Source organism: Desulfoluna butyratoxydans, assembly GCF_900699765.1.
In the GTDB taxonomy this organism is placed as follows: Bacteria; Desulfobacterota; Desulfobacteria; order Desulfobacterales; family Desulfolunaceae; genus Desulfoluna; species Desulfoluna butyratoxydans.
The window spans coordinates 392,847-409,584 of record NZ_CAADHO010000006.1 but is presented as its reverse complement, the minus strand read 5'-3'; the positions used below and the strand labels follow the sequence as shown (position 1 = coordinate 409,584).

Sequence of the window (16,738 nt, the reverse complement as noted above, 5' to 3'; positions counted from 1 at the left end):
AAGCTTAGCCCCCGGCAGGGCCGCCGGAGGCTTCTTTACACCATACCCCGTGCGTGGTATGACGGTTGTCACTGCTGAAGCAGGCCCTTGGCCCACGGGGCCACCCAACAGGCAGAACCCCTTACCGCACCACGGAGCCCCCATGATGTCTTCACGTCTCAACGGGTTTGGTTTCCTTGCCGGACAACCCCACCCCGACCCCAAGCGCAAAACCCTTCTCTTCATTCACGGTGCCGCACAGAACAGCCGATTCTGGGAGGCACAGGTCAGCGGGCTGGCCCCGGAATTCAACACCGTGGCCCTGGACCTTCCCGGCCACTGCCGCAGCCAGGGGCCCCTGTGCACCTCCGTTGAGGAGATGGCCTCAGCCGTCCTGGAGTTTATGGATGGGTCCGGGCTCCCCTCGGTGGTGCCCTGCGGCCTCAGCATGGGGGGCGGCATCGTCCTTCAGCTTCTCCTGGACCACCCGTCCCGGTTTCCCGAGGCCATCCTGGCCAACACCGGGGCGCGCCTTCGGGTCCTTCCCGACATCCTGGAGGCGGCACGGTCCAACTACGACGCCTACCAAAAGGCCCTGTTTCACTTTGTCGTGCCCGAACCCCGACGCACACCGGAGCTTAAGGACGCCCTGGACATGGCCACGGAGACAGGCAACGCCGCGGCCGTTACCGACCTGACGGCCTGTGACGCCTTTGACGTGATGGACCGACTCCCGGAAATCCGAAGCCGTGTGCTTGTCCTTGCCGCAGAAAAAGATATCTCCACTCCCCTAAAGTACGGACGCCTTTTGAGCGATAAGATACCCGATGCATCCATGAAAGTGATTCAAGGGTGCGGCCATTTCTCCCCCATGGAATCCCCGGAGGAGTTCAATAATCACATTGCGACGTTTCTCGCTTGATGCGGCATAAGGTTCGCGGCACATTCGGCCCGGCCCGGGAACCGCCCCTTTTTTTGAGCGTTTCCACCCTCGGGCGACACCATGATGTCCCCCCCTTGCGGCGTCGTCCTCTTTTGATCACCCTGGAGTGTCGAGTCAATGAAAGTCACATGCAGCGGATGCGGCAAAAGCTATACTGTAAACGATGAAAAAATCCCGGAGGGACGACAGATCGACATTCCCTGCCCGGGATGCAGCACACCCATCGTGGTGAAAAAACAGGAAACCGCACACACACACCACGGCCTGCCGGCCCACGGCGAAGCCCTGCTCAAAAAAATCGTCCGGGAATCAAGGGCCCTGCCCCCCATGCCCGAGGTCATGGGACGGGCCCTTCGCGTGCTGTCCGACGAAACCTGCGGATTCAACGAAATCGGCGCGGTCATCAACACCGATCAGGCCCTGGCCACACGGGTCCTGAAAATCGCCAACTCCGCTTACTACAGCTTAAGCGTTCCGGTCTCCACGGTAAAGCAGGCGGCCGCCATCATGGGCTGCCAGGCCATCTCGGACCTGATCACCGTGGTCAGCACCTCCAGGATGCTGGGAAAAAACCTGGCGGGCTACCGCATCTCCTCACGCCACCTCTGGGAACACAGCCTGGCCTGCGCTTACACCTCCCGGCTCATTGCCGAGGCCAAACACCCTGCCCTTGCCAACGACGCCTTCAACGCCGGATTGATCCACGACTCCGGCCTGCTGATGCTCGATCCCTTCATCGGCATGCTCAAGCCCGCCTTCGACGAAGCCATGAAGCGGAACCACACCACCTTCTGCGACGCGGAAAACGAGCTCTTCGGGTTCACCCACGCTGAAGTGGCCGGCCTCTTCTTCCAAAAATGGAACCTGCCAAAGGTTCAGACCGAAGCGATTTGCTTCCAGCACACCCCGGATGAGGGCAACAGCCCCCTGGCCCACATCATTCACGTGGCTGATGCCCTGGCCATGCGCACCATGGAGAGCCCCGACCCCACCGGTGTCCACAGCCGCATGAGCCCCGGTTCGATTCAGGCTCTCGGCCTCACCCCCGAAGAGCTGGAAGAGATCGGGGCCAAAGCAAAAGAGGCCGTGGCCTCGGTCACCCAGTCCCTGGCTTGAGGCCCCGGGCCCCTTTGAAGGGGCAAAACCGGAGGCAGGGCAAAAAAAATCACGCGCCACGCGTTGCCGGACAACCCGCTGTGGGAACGGGATTTTTGGCGTTTCCACAGCTGCCCCCACGGCATTTCGGGCCCTGGCCGCAAAAATTCCGATTGACAGACCCACCCCATTTTCCCTATGTAAAGAGCCACGCGTCACCGGAACATCATCATGGACGCCACCCGATTTCGGGGCTGTAGCTCAGCTGGGAGAGCGCATGACTGGCAGTCATGAGGTCAGGGGTTCGATCCCCCTCAGCTCCACCAAATACAAAAAGCCTGCTGATCAGACGATCAGCAGGCTTTTTTTGTTTGAGGCCACTCACAGGCTTGGGCCTCACCCCCCGCTCTTTTTAAAAAACACCCACACCGCAGAAAAAAAGTAGACCACCACCAATCCCATCAGGATGGCGACATCCTTTGCCACATCCCCAAGGCCCGCCCCCATGGTGGACACCCTCAAAAACCCGTCGATGCCAGCCGTACTCGGGATCACATAGGAAAAAATTCGCAGCCAGGGGGGAAAAACCTCCACCGGCCAGGAGATGCCGGAGAGAAAAATCGCCGGCATGGAGGTGCCGATGAGCACAAAGAGGCTGGTCTCCCGGTGGGGAAAGAGCACCGAAAGGGTCAGGGCAAACAGAATGACGGAAACGAGAAACAGGGCCATCACCACAGCCATCTCACACACCGCCCCCCGCGCCACAAACCGGTAAAACCGATGCAGCACCCCGAAATAGGCCAGGGCGTGGATGCTGTAGAGGAGCAGATAAGCCACGAGCTTGGACGACACCGCGGCCACGGCCCCCAAAAGCCCCGGTCCCGGGGAAAACCAGGAGCTGTCCCCGGCCTCGGACCGGGCACCGGCCACCATTCCCACCCCCATGAGCAGGGTCTGCTGGAGAATCAGGACAAAAACCAGGGGCACCACGTAGGTTCCGTACCCCCCCGCGGGGTTGAAGAGCTGCACCGTCTGCAGGGGCAGGGGCTCCGTGGCGGCAAAGGCAGCCTCTTCGGCGAGGCCTGCCGCCCTCAGGCGCTTGATCTCGATACCCGCCGACAGGGTCCCGGAAGCACTCAACAGCCCGGTGGCCACCTGGCGGTAGGTGAAAAAGCTCAAGGCCTCGCTCCAGACAGCCACCTCAGCCTTTGTCCCTTTGAGCACCTTGCCCTGGAACCCCTCGGGCACAAGGAAGATCCCCTGAACCTCTCCGGACCGGCACAGGGCCTTGGCACGGTCCAGGGTGGCGGCCCGGGCAGCCACCCGTACCCTGTCCCCGGCGCCTGCCATGCGGATCAACTGGCGGGAGAGACTGGTGTGATCCAAATCCACCACGACCACCGGCACATGGTCCTGCACCTCCGGTGAATAGGGATAAGGGTAAAAAAACGCGTACAGCACCACCGAGCCCAGCAACAGCAGGCGGGTGGCAGAGTCTCCCAAGGCCAGACTCAACTCCCCTGCAACCAGTCGAAACCAGTTCATGACAACCCTCCCGGTGCCTGGCCAGCGGCCCACAGTCTCTGGCAAAGCCTGGCCCAGGCCGGAACCCCGCACGCCAACCCGATGGCCACAAAGGCCAGAAGGGTGCCTACGGAACCTTCAAAGGCAAGGCCCTTCAAGGCCTGCTCGTTGATCAGCCGCACCATGTGCGTCAGCGGTAAGGTCGCGTGCCAGACCCGCGCAGGAAGAGGCATGGCCGCCGCCGGAAAGGTGACCCCGGCAAAGACAAAGGCCGATCCCGCGTAAAGGCTCATCATGCTCACCGCCTTGGCAAGGCCTCCGGTAAAGGCCACCAGAAAAAGGGCGGCGGCCTGGCAGGCCGCAACAAAAAGCGCGGTGCCCCCCATAAGGGTGACCACCCGCTGGGGACGCGGAAGCTCCATGGCCCCGAAAAAAAAGGCCAGCATGGCCCAGCACACCAGGGTAAACCAGAGCGTCTGGGGTGCGAGCTTTCCCACAAGGGCTGCATGGAGCCGACCTTCGGATGCCTGGAGCCAGACGGGCACGGTCTCTGATTTCATCTCCCGGCCCACGCTCCACACCGTGGCGCTCATGATGAAAATTTTCATGAGAAAGGGGCAGATGGCCGCATAAAGATACCACCGGTAGTCAAGGTTTGGGTTGTAAAGAACCCGTGAGGCCACATGGATGCCGGAAAGGCGCTCCCTGGCCCGGGCCTCGGGCATCCCCTTTGCCAGGTTCACCCTCAGCTTCACCCCGGTGGAAGCCCCGGTAAAGACCTTCAGCATGGCACGCTTGATAACCCCTGCCGGCAGCATGATCTGGTTGTTGATGTAAAACCGGGACACCGGCGCCCTTCCGGCCACCACCTCCCTCTCCATGCCCTCGGCAAGGATCAGAAGCCCGTAGGCCCTGCCGGAGAGGATGGCTCGATGCCCGGCCTCCGGGTCGTCCACCTGCACAACGGCCATGGACGAGGAGGCATCCACCATGCGAACCACCGAGCGGGAAAGGGTGCTCCTGTCCAGATCGCACACGGCCACCGGCAGGTCTTCCGGACTTCCCTGGCGGAACAGGGCGGTGAACAGGGCCAGGGCAATCAGGGGAAACCCCACGGCCAGCAGGCGAAAGAGCCGGTCGGAAAGAAGGGCGTCCCACTCCCTGGCCACCACCGTTGCAACACGCGTCATGGCCCCCACCTCAGCTGCCCATGTCCCAGGTCACCACCGCACTCATGCCGGGACGCAACCCCTCGATTCCGTCTTCGGGTACGGCCCGCACCTCAAAGGTCTTCATGTCGAAGTCACCGGTGGCCTTGGTGGCGTGCCAGGTGGCAAAGGCCCCCAGGGCTGCGATGTGATTGACTGTCAGGGTGACCTCCCGGTTGCCCAGGGCCGGAATCTCCGCACGCAGGGTACTGCCCATGCGGATCCCGGCCAGCAGGTCCTCCCGCAGGTTGAAGGTCACCCACACATCGGCCAGGTCCACCAGGGTCACAACCGGACACCCTGTGGCGGCGAGCTCCCCGGGGTCCACCACGATATCCGACACCTCGGCGGCCCGCGGCGCCGCAAGGCGGGTCTCCTCCTCAAAGGCCTCGGCCTCGGCCAGGGCGCCTGAAGCCCTGCTCACCATGGCCAAGGCCGCCTCCTTGTCCTCTTCCCGGGCGCCTTTTTCAGCCATTTCATAGGCTGCCCGTGCCGCCTCTGCGCTGCGGCGGGCCGCTTCGAGCTGGGCAAAGGCCTCGTCGAGCTTTTGGGCAGGAAGGACGCCGTCGGCGTGAAGCTTTGCCACACGGGCATGGGTCTTTTTGGCAAGGGTAAGCCCTGCCTCGGCTTTACGCCACAGGTTGCGCGCCGCCCGGACCTCCTCTTCCCTTGCCCCACGGTTTGCCTTGGTGAGCTGGGCGTTGGCCCCTTCCACCGCGGCCCGGGCCTGGCGAACCCTGGCCCTTATCTCCGGGCTGTCAATGACAAACAGGGGCTGCCCCTTGGCCACCCGCTCCCCGCGGGCAACAAGGACCTCGGAGACGCGCCCCGGAACCTTGGAGGCCACATCAATCCGGGTGGCATCCACCTCCCCCTGGACCACCAGGGGAGCAGGATTCATACCCAAAAGGCACACAGCCCCCACGGTGGCCGCCAGCCCCACCAGAACCATCATCCACGCTGCGTAGGGTTTCTTCATCAAAAGGTCACCTCCAGTTCCTTGTCATTGCGATAGGTATGAAACGCCTGGGTCAGCCCCGCCGTTTCCAGGAGCCGTGCCAGGGCCACGTCGTATTCGTAAACAGCCAGGAGCTGCCTGACCACCACCCCGGACAGGGTGAGCCGGGCATCCACCACATCCAGGGAGGTGGCATAGCCCTCCTCAAAGGCCCGGGTCCGGACCCGCACGGCTTCACTGGCCAGAGCCCGGGAGGTTTTCAAGGCGTCGTACTGCTCCACCTGAGCCACCACCTCGTGATAGAGCTTCTCCGTCAGGGTTGCGATATCCCGTTTTGCCTGGGCGGATATGTGCGCCACCCGGGAGGTCTGGACTTGGGCCGATCGAAGGCGATTCACCGAAGAGAGCCCCTCAAACAGTGACATCTCCATCCCGACACCCGCCGCCCATTCGGGCTCAAGCATGGTCAGGTCGTCTGTCACCAGCTCTTGCCGGGCAAAAAGATAGACCTTGGGGAGCAGGGCCCCTTTCTCCGCCTTGACCCCGGCCCTTGCCTGCACACCCTTTTCATCGATTTGCTGAAGCATCGGGTTCAAGCGAAGGGCCGCAGAGACAAAGTACTCCATGGGCTCAATATCCCGGGTCAGAAACAAAGGAGACACAGGGTGAATCGCCCCGCGCCCCCCCTGCTCTTCTGCCAGGAGATTGGCAAGGGCGGTCTCTGCGATGTCCCGGTCCCGCACAGACCGCTTCAGCAAACGCTCGGCTTCGGCCCGGGACACCTCGGCGTGGAGACGCTCCGACCGGGAAATCATCCCCTGGGCCTCCAGCTGCCTGGCCTCGGACACATGCTGTTCCATCCCCTTTAAATACGCGGCACGGGCATCCACCACCTTTTTCGCAAAACGAAGGCCGTAGTAACGCGTCACCATGTCCCGCATCAACCGGCTGCCTGCCTCCCGAAGCTGGGCATCCGCCTCCTGGACCCGGGATGAGGCCGCCTGGTTGGCCGCCTGGATCCGGCCCCCTGCGTACAGGGGCAACGACGCGGTGATACGCCCTTTGACAAAGGTGTCGTCCTGGACAGGCATGGTAAACGCGGGCACATACGCCAGTCGCGAATCTCCGGGGCTCCCCGTGGCAGGATTCGGCCCATGGAGAAAACTCATGGCGTCATGAATGCCGGACAAGTCGATCTCAATGGGCTCATCGATGCGCGTCCAGCGCATGGAGGCTTTCACCGAGGGCAGGTGAAGACCAAAGGCCGCCTCCTTTTCATAGGTTTTGGCTGCTTTCTCCTCCCGGGCCGCAGCCAGGGTGTCGTTGCCCGCTTCCATGCGGGAGAGAGCCTCATCCAGGGTCAACTCACCGGCTGCGGCTGCGGCAGACCAGCACCACGCCGCCGCCAGAAGCCACGGGAGCCATTTCCAACGCCGTCTAAAACGCCCCATCACACCAGCACTCCCCGCCGGATCATGGCCTTGATGTGGGTGCGCAGGATGGCCCAGTCGTTCCCCCGGTCACTCGTGACCCGCTCGTAGAGGGTCTTCCGGATGCCCCCCAGGATAAAGTCACAGATCACCTCCCCGGGAAGGTGGGGGTTCACCACCCCCTGGGCCTGCCCCTCCGTCAGTATGGAGAGAAACGCCCCCTGGAACTCGGTGTAGTGGCGAGCAAAGCTCACCTCTTTGTTTTTCATGAAATTATTGAATTCGTTGGCAAACACGATGATCAGATTCCGATCCCCGGCAAGCACGTCGAAGATCAGGTCGATGGCTGCTTCCAGCTTCTCCAGGGGGCTCAAGTCCTCCCGGGCGGCCAGGGGCATGAGCCCGGCCCAGTCCTTTTTCCAGAGCACCTCGAAAATCCGATCAAGGATATGGTCCTTGTCGCTGTAATAAGTGTAGAGGCTCCCCGCACTCACCCCGGCCACCTCGGCGATTTTTGCCATCTTGGCTTTGTGGAACCCGTACTCGCTGATCACCTGGATGGCCGCCTTGTGGATGGCCTGCTCTTTGTCGACACTGACTGCCACGTTTCTCTCCTCCCGACGGCTGGGGCTGTGCCGCCCCGTCATTGAACCGTCGTTCAATATACAGATACATGATGCCCCCATCGCCCCCGTGATCCCGGAAGGGATGCCCCCACGGAGCCCCATCAAGGGTGCATCATTTTCGTGCGTGATTAGAGTTCTGTAAGTTTAGACGTGATCCATGGTCCCCATGGCCCCTGTCATGATTCGGGCCACGGGAACATCACTGAACATTGAATCATGATTCAATCTAAGATCACCCGCTTCCCCTGTAAAGAGGCGAACGACGTTTTTTTTCTGGATCTCGGCTCCCTGATCCGATAGGCTCCCCCATGGATTCCCTGACGGGGAACCATTTTGTAATCCATCGGCCTGTGGTATGATGAATCGTACCTTTACTGAAAGCGCCACACCCCCTCTCCTTGGTTTCGGAAGGGACGAAACCCCACGGTTTCACCCAACAATGGTGCGCCTGATTCAGATGCGGTCCCCCCGACGCCGGTGCCCGAAATGCCTCAAGGGCACCCTGGCGGATTTTCCGCCGTTCGTGACCGTACCCAGCGGAGAAGCGACAGACACCGCTTCAGGCTTCCCAAGGCCATCACCGCCATACGCCGCGCGACAATCCTGAGGCCTTTTGAAGGAACGCACCATGGAGATGCAACTCAAAACCACCCGAATCCTGGTCGTGGACGACGACCCGGCAACCCTCCTGCTTCTCAAAAAAACCATTGAAAAACAGGGCGCCCAGTGCCTCACGGCCACCTCCGGGGAGGAGGCCCTTACCGTCATGCGCACAACGCCCATGGACCTGGTGCTCACCGACATCCACATGCCGGGTATGGGGGGGCTGAGTTTCCTGAAGCAACTCAAGGAAGAGATTCCCGTAGACGTGGTGGTCATGACCGGAGACATCAAGGGGTTTCGGTACGACACCATCATCCACATGGGCGCCGTGGACTTTCTGGTCAAGCCCCTGGAACTCAACGAGGTGGTCTTGAGACTGCAACGGGTGATCCGGGAGCGGCGCCTCATGCGCGAGTTGGAGATGGCCCACACCACCATCAAGCACTCTTACCTCGATACGGTACGGCGCCTCGTGGTGGCAGCCGAGCACAAAGACGAGGGCACCGGGGACCACATCGTCCGCATGGGCGACTACTGCGTTCTCCTGGCCAGCCTGATGGACCTCTCCGATGACTTCATCGAGCAGTTGCGCTACGCATCCCCCATGCACGACATCGGAAAAATCGGGATCCCCGACGCCATCTTGTCCAAACCCGGTCGCCTCACAGACGACGAGTTCGATATTATCAAGACCCACACCACCATCGGCGCCAAGATCCTTGCCAACTCCAGCTCCGAGGTCATCCGCCTTGGCCGGGACATTGCCTTGTCCCACCACGAGCGCTGGGACGGCACCGGTTACCCCAGAGGCATCAAAGGCGAGGCCATCCCCCTGGCCGGCCGCATCGTCTGCGCCGCCGACGTGTTCGACACCCTCACGTCGCGACGCCCCTACAAATCCATCTACCCGCCCCATGTGGTCTACGAATTCTTCGAAAAACAGCGCGAAGAACACTTCGACCCCGCCCTGGCCACCCTTATCCTGGACAACTTCGACCACTTCATCGCCCTGGCCAACCTGAACCAGACCGACCCCTACCCCGGAGACTCGGACCTCTTCCGCCTGAGCGAGCGGGATATCGCTGAAATGCGTTAACCCGGCCCTTTCAAAAAACCGGCGACAACAGAAAAATAATACGTCATTACAGGACTTTGCCCTGAAAGTTTTAGACATTTAATGTAACTATTCAGCTTATGTTTGCCTCCGGCGACCCTGCCGGGGGCCAAACGGTTGAAAAGTTTGATAAACAGGTCCTGACGCCTTTTGCATGAATTTCAGCGATTTTGACTGTTCTAAATCTTTCTGCTCACTCTCTTTCTGCCCCGCAGGAGCTGAAAGAGGGTGAGCAACCTGAAAGTTTTTTGCGGAGCTTTTTTAAAAAAGCGACCCGCCGGAGGCAAGCTGAATAGTTACTATTTAATAAATACAAACTATCATTCATCGTTTTCTGGTCACGTTTCTCTCCCTTCGGGCGAGCCGAGTGCCCCCATTCTGCGTTATAAGAGCTTTTATAAAACCACGACGTCTGCAGCTCTGATGCCTTGAATATGGGAGCACTCGGCTCGTGAAATATCCGGGGCAGGGTATCAGAATGGTACGAACAACTGTCCGGCTCCCGTGCCGGCAGGCGGTTAACGCCGTTCGTATCAACGATCCCGGATCACGCACTATCAACATAACCCCCCTGAAAAACAGCCACATACCAACTATTCATTTGCGTTCCCTGACCCTCCACTGTACTATATGGTTTACAAATCACAGCGCTTTTGATTGGTATATGAGCCATTCAATGCACCGCTGAAAAAAGGGTGCATTTATAAGTAACGAAATCAACGAATTGGTCCCCCCGGACAAACCATTCCATACAGCAGAGACTCGAAAACAACTCAAACCCCGGCTACTGAAAAAATGACTCCTAAACAACTCAACCCAATGGCAAGTGCTGCCCTTCGTTTTACGTTTTATATTCTTTTTCTTGGAACCATGGTCCTTCTGGTGACCTGGGAAGCCAGGAGACAGCCCGGAGAAGTTCTCTTTAATGAAAACTCTATTCTGGAAAGCCTCCAGGCCATCCTTCTGTTCCTCACGGCTGCCTCAGCCTACCTGGCAGGCCACATCAACGAATCCGACACACCCCTGGCCTCGCTCCTGGTGGGCATCGCCAGCATTGCCGCCATCCGTGAATTCGACTTTGCCCTGGACCGATATGTCTTTGACGGTGCATGGCAAGCCCTGGCTCTCCTTGTCGCCATCCTCACCTTTGCCCTTGCCTGGCACCACCGGAAGGAATTGAAAGAAGCTGTCCTCAGCTTTCTCAGCCGTCCCAGCTTCGGCGTCATGGCCTCAGGGGCCCTCACGGTCCTGGTATTCTCACGCCTCATGGGTCGCCAGGTACTCTGGAAGGCGGTGATGCACGAAGAGTACATACGGTCCGTCAAAAACGCTGTGGAAGAGAGCTGCGAGCTTTTGGGCTACAGCCTGATCTTCTTCGGAACCCTGGAACTTCTTCACGAAGCGTTCCTGTCCCGGAAAAAGGCCCGCCAAACCAGGTCCGAGCAGACGTCCCAGGCAACGAATCCGGACAAGGCATCGCCGTACCTTCGAAAGAACTCCGAGCTCCACGTGTAGCGGATCCCCCAGCCGCGATACCTCTCCGTTTCTTGTAAGAATACCAACAAGGTGAAATGCACCCGTGCATGCCGCGGGTGCAGGCACCGCCCCTACCGGTGTCTCCACAATTTCCCCATCCCTGCCACCGGCCCCATTCCCCCTTGATATTTCTATCTGCCAAAGATATGAGTTTACCGTTACACGTTCCAAACGTCATATGTTCACCCCCCTCTCAAACGGAGACACCCACCCATGAATCGATTCTTTCGACCGCTCCTTCTTTCGGCACTTATCTGTTTTCTACCGGCATCCCTTTGGGCCGCTCCCAAAGGCAAGGTGACCATCTTCCATGCAGGCAGCCTCACCGTCCCCTTTGCAAAAATCGAAAAGGACTTTGAAGCCCTCCACCCCGACATCGACATCCAGCGGGAAGCAGGGGGCAGCACCAAAATGGCCCGCATGATCTCCGAGCTGGGCAAGCCCGCCGATATCATGGCCTCCGCCGATTACGCCGTCATCGACAAGGGCCTTATTCCGGCCCATGCGGACTGGAACATCCGCTTTGCCACCAACCGCCTGGTCCTCTGCTACACGCCCCAGAGCCGCTACGCAGGCGAAATCAACGAAGCCAACTGGCATGAGATCTTAAAGCGCACCGACGTGGTGTGGGGCCACTCCGACCCCAACCTCGACCCCTGCGGCTACCGCAGCGTCATGGCCCTTAAGCTTGCGGAAACCCATTACGGCGAAAAAGGGCTCTTTGAGGCCCTCGTCGCCAATCGCCCCAAAAAGAACATCCGCCCCAAATCCGTGGAGCTCATCTCCCTGCTCAACACCGGCAACATGGACTACGCCTTTGAGTACCTCTCCGTGGCCGTGCAACACGGCCTGAAATACGTGGAGCTTCCCAGCGCCGTCAACTTAGGGGACTACCGCTACGACGACACCTACAAAACCGCTGAGGTCAAGGTCTCCGGCAAAAAACCCGGCACCTTCATCACCCGAAGGGGAAAATCCTGCACCTACGGCATCACCCTGGTCAAAGACGCCCCCAACAAAGAGGCGGCCGTTCTCTTCCTTGACTACCTCCTGAACCCCGAAAAAGGCCTGAAGGTCCTCGAAGAGATGGGCCAGCCTCCCTTTGTCCCCTGCCGGGTTCCCTCCGATGCAGCCTTGAGCAAGCTGCCCGCCGAGCTCAAAAAAAGGGTTGAAGTGAACATGTAGGGCAACCTTCTCTGGTTAAGGCGGGCAGAAAAGGCCTGCCTCCAGCGGCCTGGGGATAATCCCCTGGACCCCAGACTGCCAAAGCCCTCCCCCTTCGTTCCCCAGGGAGAGGGCTTTGGCGAAGGTTTCTGTAAAATTGAGCAAAAACTTGTTTTTCAAACGTTTGGCCCCCGGCAGGGTCGCCGGATGCTATGTTGAGCTCAACAGCCTCAAAAAAAAGGGCCATTTTCGTGAAACGATCCTTTTCCCGCGTTCATTCGGGGCCGGCACTCTGGCTTATGATCTCTGCCAGCGTGCTGGTGGCCCTGATGATCCTGTTGCCCCTGGTCCAGATGATCACCGGACCCACCCTTGCCAACCTGGCAGAAGCATTGAAGGACCCCGACGTGCGCGGGGCCATCGGCCTGAGCCTGGCCACCTCCTTTGGGGCGGCCGCCATCTGCCTGGTCTTCGGCACCCCCTTTGCCTACCTGCTGGCCCGGAAACATTTCCCGGGAAAACACCTGGTGGAGAGCATCGTGGATCTTCCCATCATGATCCCCCATCCGGTCATCGGCATTGCCTTTCTGGGCATCGCCGGCAAAGGGCATGTCATCGGCGACCTGATGCACGGCCTGGGCATCCGCATCATGGGGACCACCACGGGTATCGTGGCGGTTCTCACCTTTGTGGGCCTGCCCTTTTTCATCGGCAGCGCGGTGAGCGGGTTCAAAAAGGTGCCCCAACGCCTGGAGAACGTGGCCCGGAGCCTGGGCGCCTCCTTTCCCCAGACCTTCCTGCGGGTCACCCTGCCCTTGTGTTGGCGCTCCATCCTCGTGGGCTTTATCATGAGCGCGGCCCGCGCCTTGAGCGAATTCGGCGCCGTCATCATCGTGGCCTACCACCCCATGACCGCGCCGGTCATGGTCTACGAGCGGTTCACCGCCTACGGCCTCTCCTACTCCCAGCCCGTGGCCTTCTGGCTTATTGCGGCAAGCCTCCTTCTCTTTGTGGCCTTGAGGGTCCTTATCCAGCGCGGAGAAACACCGGAATGATCAAAATCAACAACCTCTCCATTGACCTTCCCGATTTTGCCGTCCGGGACGTCTCCCTGTCCGTCGCCCCCGGGGAGTTCTTCATCCTTTTAGGGCCCACCGGCGCCGGGAAGAGCCTGATCCTGGAGGCCCTTGCAGGGCTGGCGCCCATCACCCACGGGGCCCTGCACTTAAACGGCACGGAGATCACACACCTGCCCCCGGAAAAACGCCACCTGGCCATCGTCTACCAGGACGGCGCCCTGTTTCCCCACCTCACCGTGGAAGAGAACATCGCCTTTGGCCTGCGCTATCAAAACAAAAAGGCGGACAACGCCCGGCAGACGGTCCATGACCTCATGGACCGCCTGGGCATCACCCGCCTTAAGACTCGAAAACCCCCGACGTTAAGCGGGGGGGAAAAGCAACGCACGGCCCTGGCCAGGGCTTTGGCCGTCAAACCCGACGTCCTGCTTCTGGACGAGCCCCTCTCCGCCCTGGACCCGGCCACGCGAAGCGAAATCTCAACCCTTCTTAAAACCCTTCACCGGGACGAGGCCATGACCTGCCTCATGGTCACCCACGACTTTGACGAGGCCCGCTACCTCGGCCAGTCCATGGCCGTGATCCGTGACGGCCGCATCGAACAATCCGGCCCGGTCCAGGCCCTCTTCCACCACCCCGAAACACCCTTTGTGGCCCGATTCCTCAAAGCGACTCTGTGATGCCTCCGGCGGGCAGGGGATAAATCCCCTGCACCCCAGGTTCGCAAATGCTCCGCCCCTTCGTTCCTCAGGGACGTCACATTTTCTGACGGGCTGCGCCCGTTCCGGTCGTGTCTTCTTCGGCCGTACAGCACCGTTGGACTGAACGACAGAAGACGATGCATGTCCGATATGTTTACAACACTCGGCTGGCTGATATCTTTCGACCGGCCAGGGACGTTCGCAAGACCTGTTTGTCAAACTTTTTAAAAGTTTGGCCCCCGGCTGGGCCGCCGGAGGCAAGCATTTGCGAACCCGGGTTAGGCATAAGATGTAGCGGGCAGGCCGGTTTCGGTGCGGATGCGGGAGGCGATGGCTTCAAGGGAAGGAGCGTCAAGGGCCGTGACATGGGAAAGTCGGGGTTGCCGTGCCACGGTGTAGACCTGGACGCCCTCGATGGCCGCCCCGGCTTGGCTCAGGCGTTTCAGGCACGCAATATAGCTGTCCACGGCTTCTGTGGCCGGGGGCCTGCCCCAGCGTTTCATGAACATGGACTGGAGGGTGACAGGAAGGATCCGGCTGGCGTCAAAGATGTTCTCTTCCAGCTTTTCAAGGGAAAACAGGGTGCTGTTGATACGGGACATGGTCTCCTGGTCCCCGGCATCCAGTTTGATCCACACCTCGCCTCCTGCGGCGGCCAGCCGGGTCAGGGCCCGCTGCCCCCAGGGGCGGTGGATAAAGGTACCGTTGGTGATGACCACCACGGGAACGTCGGTAAAGCCCAGAGTATCAAGGGTTTCCGCAGCCAGGTCGATGCAGCGGTCCAGGCATCGCACGGCCATGGGCTCGCCGTTGCCTGCAAAGGTCACGTCCCGCAGGGCCGGGGAGTGGGGAGAGAGGTCGGAGAGCATCTGGTAGAGCTCCTGGCCCAGGGCTTCCGGATCCACCCGGCCCCGGGAAACCGGCGCGCTTCGGTCCACCTCACAGTAGAGGCAGTTGTAGTTGCAGCGGTTGTCCAGACTCAGGTTGACTCCGATGGAAAGACCGTGGGATCGGCGGGAAATAACAGGATAGATGTACGTAAAATGGCCGTAAGCCCGGGAGTGGCTCAGGGTGGACAGTTGAGAGCGTTGGGTAAACACGAGACATTCCTCACACATGGCAGACCCCTGGCGGGACCCGGAAAATCAATCATGCCGGAAGAGGCGGGCAACCCCGACCATCCTCCTCTTTTTTGATATCTGATATACCACACTACCCGGCCGCATGCCACCCTTTAACAACCTGACACAAAGGCCAACGCATTTAAAAAATTCCGTTGCCCCCGGCGGGTCGCTTTTTAAAAAAAGCTCCGCAAAAACGTTCCGGTAAAATAAAAAAACAAGCGGAGTTATGGAGGGTTGCGATGCGCTTCCCCAAAAAAGCCTGTTTGTCAAACATTTCAAAAGTTTTGCCCACGGAAGGGCCTCAGGAGGCAAAATCCAAATGCGTTTGCCCTGAATCTGGCACGCAGCGATTCAACACACAGCGCCCCACCCCGTCGCTGCCGTGTCTCAAGGGACCTTCCGGATCACCACGCGGTTCCTCCCCGCCTCCTTTGCTGCGTAGAGGGCTTTATCGGCTTGCCTGATCAGGGATTCCCTGTCTTCCCCCGCGCGGGGGCATACCACGGCCCCGCCGATGCTGATACTCACATGGCCCCACGGCAGGGAGGGATGCGTCAGCCCCAAAGCCCCCACACGCCGCCTCAGGGACTCCCCCAGCACAGCCAGGGCATCGCCATTCGCGCCGGGAAAGATCACGGCAAACTCTTCGCCACCGTAGCGAGCCACCATCTCGCCCTGACGCCGTACCCCGGCCTCCAGGGATCCGGCCACCTGTTTCAGGCAATCGTCCCCGGCCTGATGCCCGTAGGTGTCGTTGTAAGCCTTGAAAAAATCGATATCCAGCATCAACAGACCAACGGGCGTTCCCCCCCTCATGGCCCGGCGCCACTCCCCTTCCAGGCCTTCGTCAAAGGCCCGCCAGTTGCTCACTCCGGTAAGCCCGTCCACATACGTAATGGCCTGGAGCCTGCCGTTGGCCTTTAAAAGCTCACGATTTGTCTCCTTAAGCTGCCGGTGCTGCTCCTCCATGGTCCGACGTGTCAGGTACCTTCCCACGCGATCGGAAAACCGGAATCGCACCATGATCAGCCCCACCAGGGTCGTCAACACCACATCCCCGATATCAAACCAGGAAAAGCCCGGCCACCCGCCTGCCCATGCCGACCCCAGGAAAAAAAACAGCAGGGCCCCCAAGTAGAGCCCCCGGGAAAAGGCAGGGGTCATCACGATAAGAAGGGAGCTCAGGAGGAGAACCGATTCGAACACAAAGGGGGCCTGCACGAGAATGGCTGTCAGGGCCGCCCCGAACAAAAGAAGAATCAGGTTCGCCCGATGGCAGACAAAGAGCCGGGTCGACCCGCCGAGGAACTTCCGGGCAAAAAGGGAAATCCCCAGGGTTAAAAACGGAGGCAAAAAGACAACGCCGAAAAAAAGGCCGCGGGGCATGGCGGGCACCATCGCCGATAAAAGGGCACCAAGATCCTCTGTTCCCCCCACCCACACCAGGGAGAGAAGGTACTGACCCAGCACCAGCAGGGCGATGACCTGCTCCCGGACAATGTTGTCGCTGGCCGTGCGACGGTTGAAGCCAGGCACCTCCCCCGGCGGTATGTCCTTTCTGTTTTTCAGGTTGCACCCCATGGCATCCCCCCTTCTTTTTGCCGGATATTGTCAACCCTATCGGATGAATGCCCACGGAACATAAGAAGGTTTT

Annotated in this window: 14 protein-coding genes and 1 tRNA gene; 8 read left to right on the top strand and 7 right to left on the bottom strand. The window is 60.1% G+C overall.

The window, feature by feature from the left end; genetic code table 11:
- The first annotated feature begins 142 nt into the window (after positions 1 to 142).
- The 3 genes from MSL71_RS17775 (at position 143) to MSL71_RS17765 (ending at position 2,343) form a co-directional block, all read left to right on the top strand.
- Entirely contained in the window at positions 143 to 901 is a 759-nt protein-coding gene (locus MSL71_RS17775; RefSeq protein ID WP_180142917.1) for an alpha/beta fold hydrolase, read from the top strand.
- A gap of 138 nt (positions 902 to 1,039) precedes the next feature.
- A complete protein-coding gene (locus tag MSL71_RS17770; protein WP_180143048.1) occupies positions 1,040 to 2,038 on the top strand; it encodes an HDOD domain-containing protein in 999 nt (332 codons plus the stop codon).
- A 229-nt stretch (positions 2,039 to 2,267) separates the two neighbouring features.
- Positions 2,268 to 2,343: transfer RNA gene (locus MSL71_RS17765), tRNA-Ala, on the top strand.
- Between the two features lie 70 nt (positions 2,344 to 2,413).
- Here MSL71_RS17765 and MSL71_RS17760 read toward each other — a convergent pair.
- From MSL71_RS17760 to MSL71_RS17740, 5 genes are read right to left on the bottom strand one after another with little or no spacing between them, the layout of a single operon-like run.
- The gene (locus tag MSL71_RS17760) at positions 2,414 to 3,562 is read right to left on the bottom strand and encodes an ABC transporter permease (RefSeq protein ID WP_180142915.1); all 1,149 of its coding nucleotides are present in this window, start codon (positions 3,560 to 3,562) and stop codon (positions 2,414 to 2,416) included.
- A complete protein-coding gene (locus MSL71_RS17755; protein WP_180142913.1) occupies positions 3,559 to 4,731 on the bottom strand; it encodes an ABC transporter permease in 1,173 nt (390 codons plus the stop codon). The genes MSL71_RS17760 and MSL71_RS17755 overlap by 4 nt, the downstream gene beginning before the upstream one ends.
- A 10-nt stretch (positions 4,732 to 4,741) precedes the next feature.
- Complete coding sequence (locus tag MSL71_RS17750; protein ID WP_180142910.1) at positions 4,742 to 5,728, bottom strand: HlyD family secretion protein; 987 nt, start codon at positions 5,726 to 5,728, stop codon at positions 4,742 to 4,744.
- Positions 5,728 to 7,158 (bottom strand): TolC family protein, encoded by a 1,431-nt coding sequence (locus MSL71_RS17745; protein ID WP_180142908.1) that lies wholly within the window; start codon positions 7,156 to 7,158, stop codon positions 5,728 to 5,730. Before MSL71_RS17745 ends, MSL71_RS17750 begins: the two co-directional genes overlap by 1 nt.
- Entirely contained in the window at positions 7,158 to 7,742 is a 585-nt protein-coding gene (locus MSL71_RS17740) for a TetR/AcrR family transcriptional regulator (protein WP_180142906.1), read from the bottom strand. Before MSL71_RS17740 ends, MSL71_RS17745 begins: the two co-directional genes overlap by 1 nt.
- A gap of 649 nt (positions 7,743 to 8,391) precedes the next feature.
- Here MSL71_RS17740 and MSL71_RS17735 point away from each other — a divergent pair.
- The 5 genes from MSL71_RS17735 to MSL71_RS17715 all read left to right on the top strand — a co-directional run bounded on the left by MSL71_RS17735 (position 8,392) and on the right by MSL71_RS17715 (position 13,939).
- Positions 8,392 to 9,462 carry an HD-GYP domain-containing protein gene (locus tag MSL71_RS17735; protein ID WP_180142904.1) on the top strand — a complete coding sequence of 357 codons (1,071 nt, stop codon included), beginning with the start codon at positions 8,392 to 8,394 and terminating at the stop codon, positions 9,460 to 9,462.
- An 813-nt stretch (positions 9,463 to 10,275) separates the two neighbouring features.
- Complete coding sequence (locus MSL71_RS17730; protein ID WP_180142902.1) at positions 10,276 to 10,995, top strand: hypothetical protein; 720 nt, start codon at positions 10,276 to 10,278, stop codon at positions 10,993 to 10,995.
- Positions 10,996 to 11,229: 234 nt separating this feature from the next.
- Positions 11,230 to 12,201, top strand: coding sequence for a tungstate ABC transporter substrate-binding protein WtpA (gene wtpA / locus MSL71_RS17725; protein WP_180142900.1), 972 nt, complete (start codon positions 11,230 to 11,232; stop codon positions 12,199 to 12,201).
- A gap of 278 nt (positions 12,202 to 12,479) precedes the next feature.
- Positions 12,480 to 13,235, top strand: coding sequence for an ABC transporter permease (locus MSL71_RS17720; protein WP_246317820.1), 756 nt, complete (start codon positions 12,480 to 12,482; stop codon positions 13,233 to 13,235).
- The gene (locus tag MSL71_RS17715; RefSeq protein ID WP_180142896.1) at positions 13,232 to 13,939 is read left to right on the top strand and encodes an ABC transporter ATP-binding protein; all 708 of its coding nucleotides are present in this window, start codon (positions 13,232 to 13,234) and stop codon (positions 13,937 to 13,939) included. The genes MSL71_RS17720 and MSL71_RS17715 overlap by 4 nt, the downstream gene beginning before the upstream one ends.
- 299 nt (positions 13,940 to 14,238) lie before the next feature.
- Here MSL71_RS17715 and MSL71_RS17710 read toward each other — a convergent pair whose 3' ends face one another.
- Positions 14,239 to 15,078, bottom strand: a complete 840-nt coding sequence (locus MSL71_RS17710; protein WP_180142894.1) for a radical SAM protein — start codon at positions 15,076 to 15,078, stop codon at positions 14,239 to 14,241.
- Positions 15,079 to 15,471: 393 nt separating this feature from the next.
- On the bottom strand, positions 15,472 to 16,665 hold the full coding sequence (locus tag MSL71_RS17705) for a GGDEF domain-containing protein (RefSeq protein WP_180142892.1): 1,194 nt from the start codon (positions 16,663 to 16,665) through the stop codon (positions 15,472 to 15,474).
- Between the last annotated feature and the right edge of the window lie 73 nt (positions 16,666 to 16,738).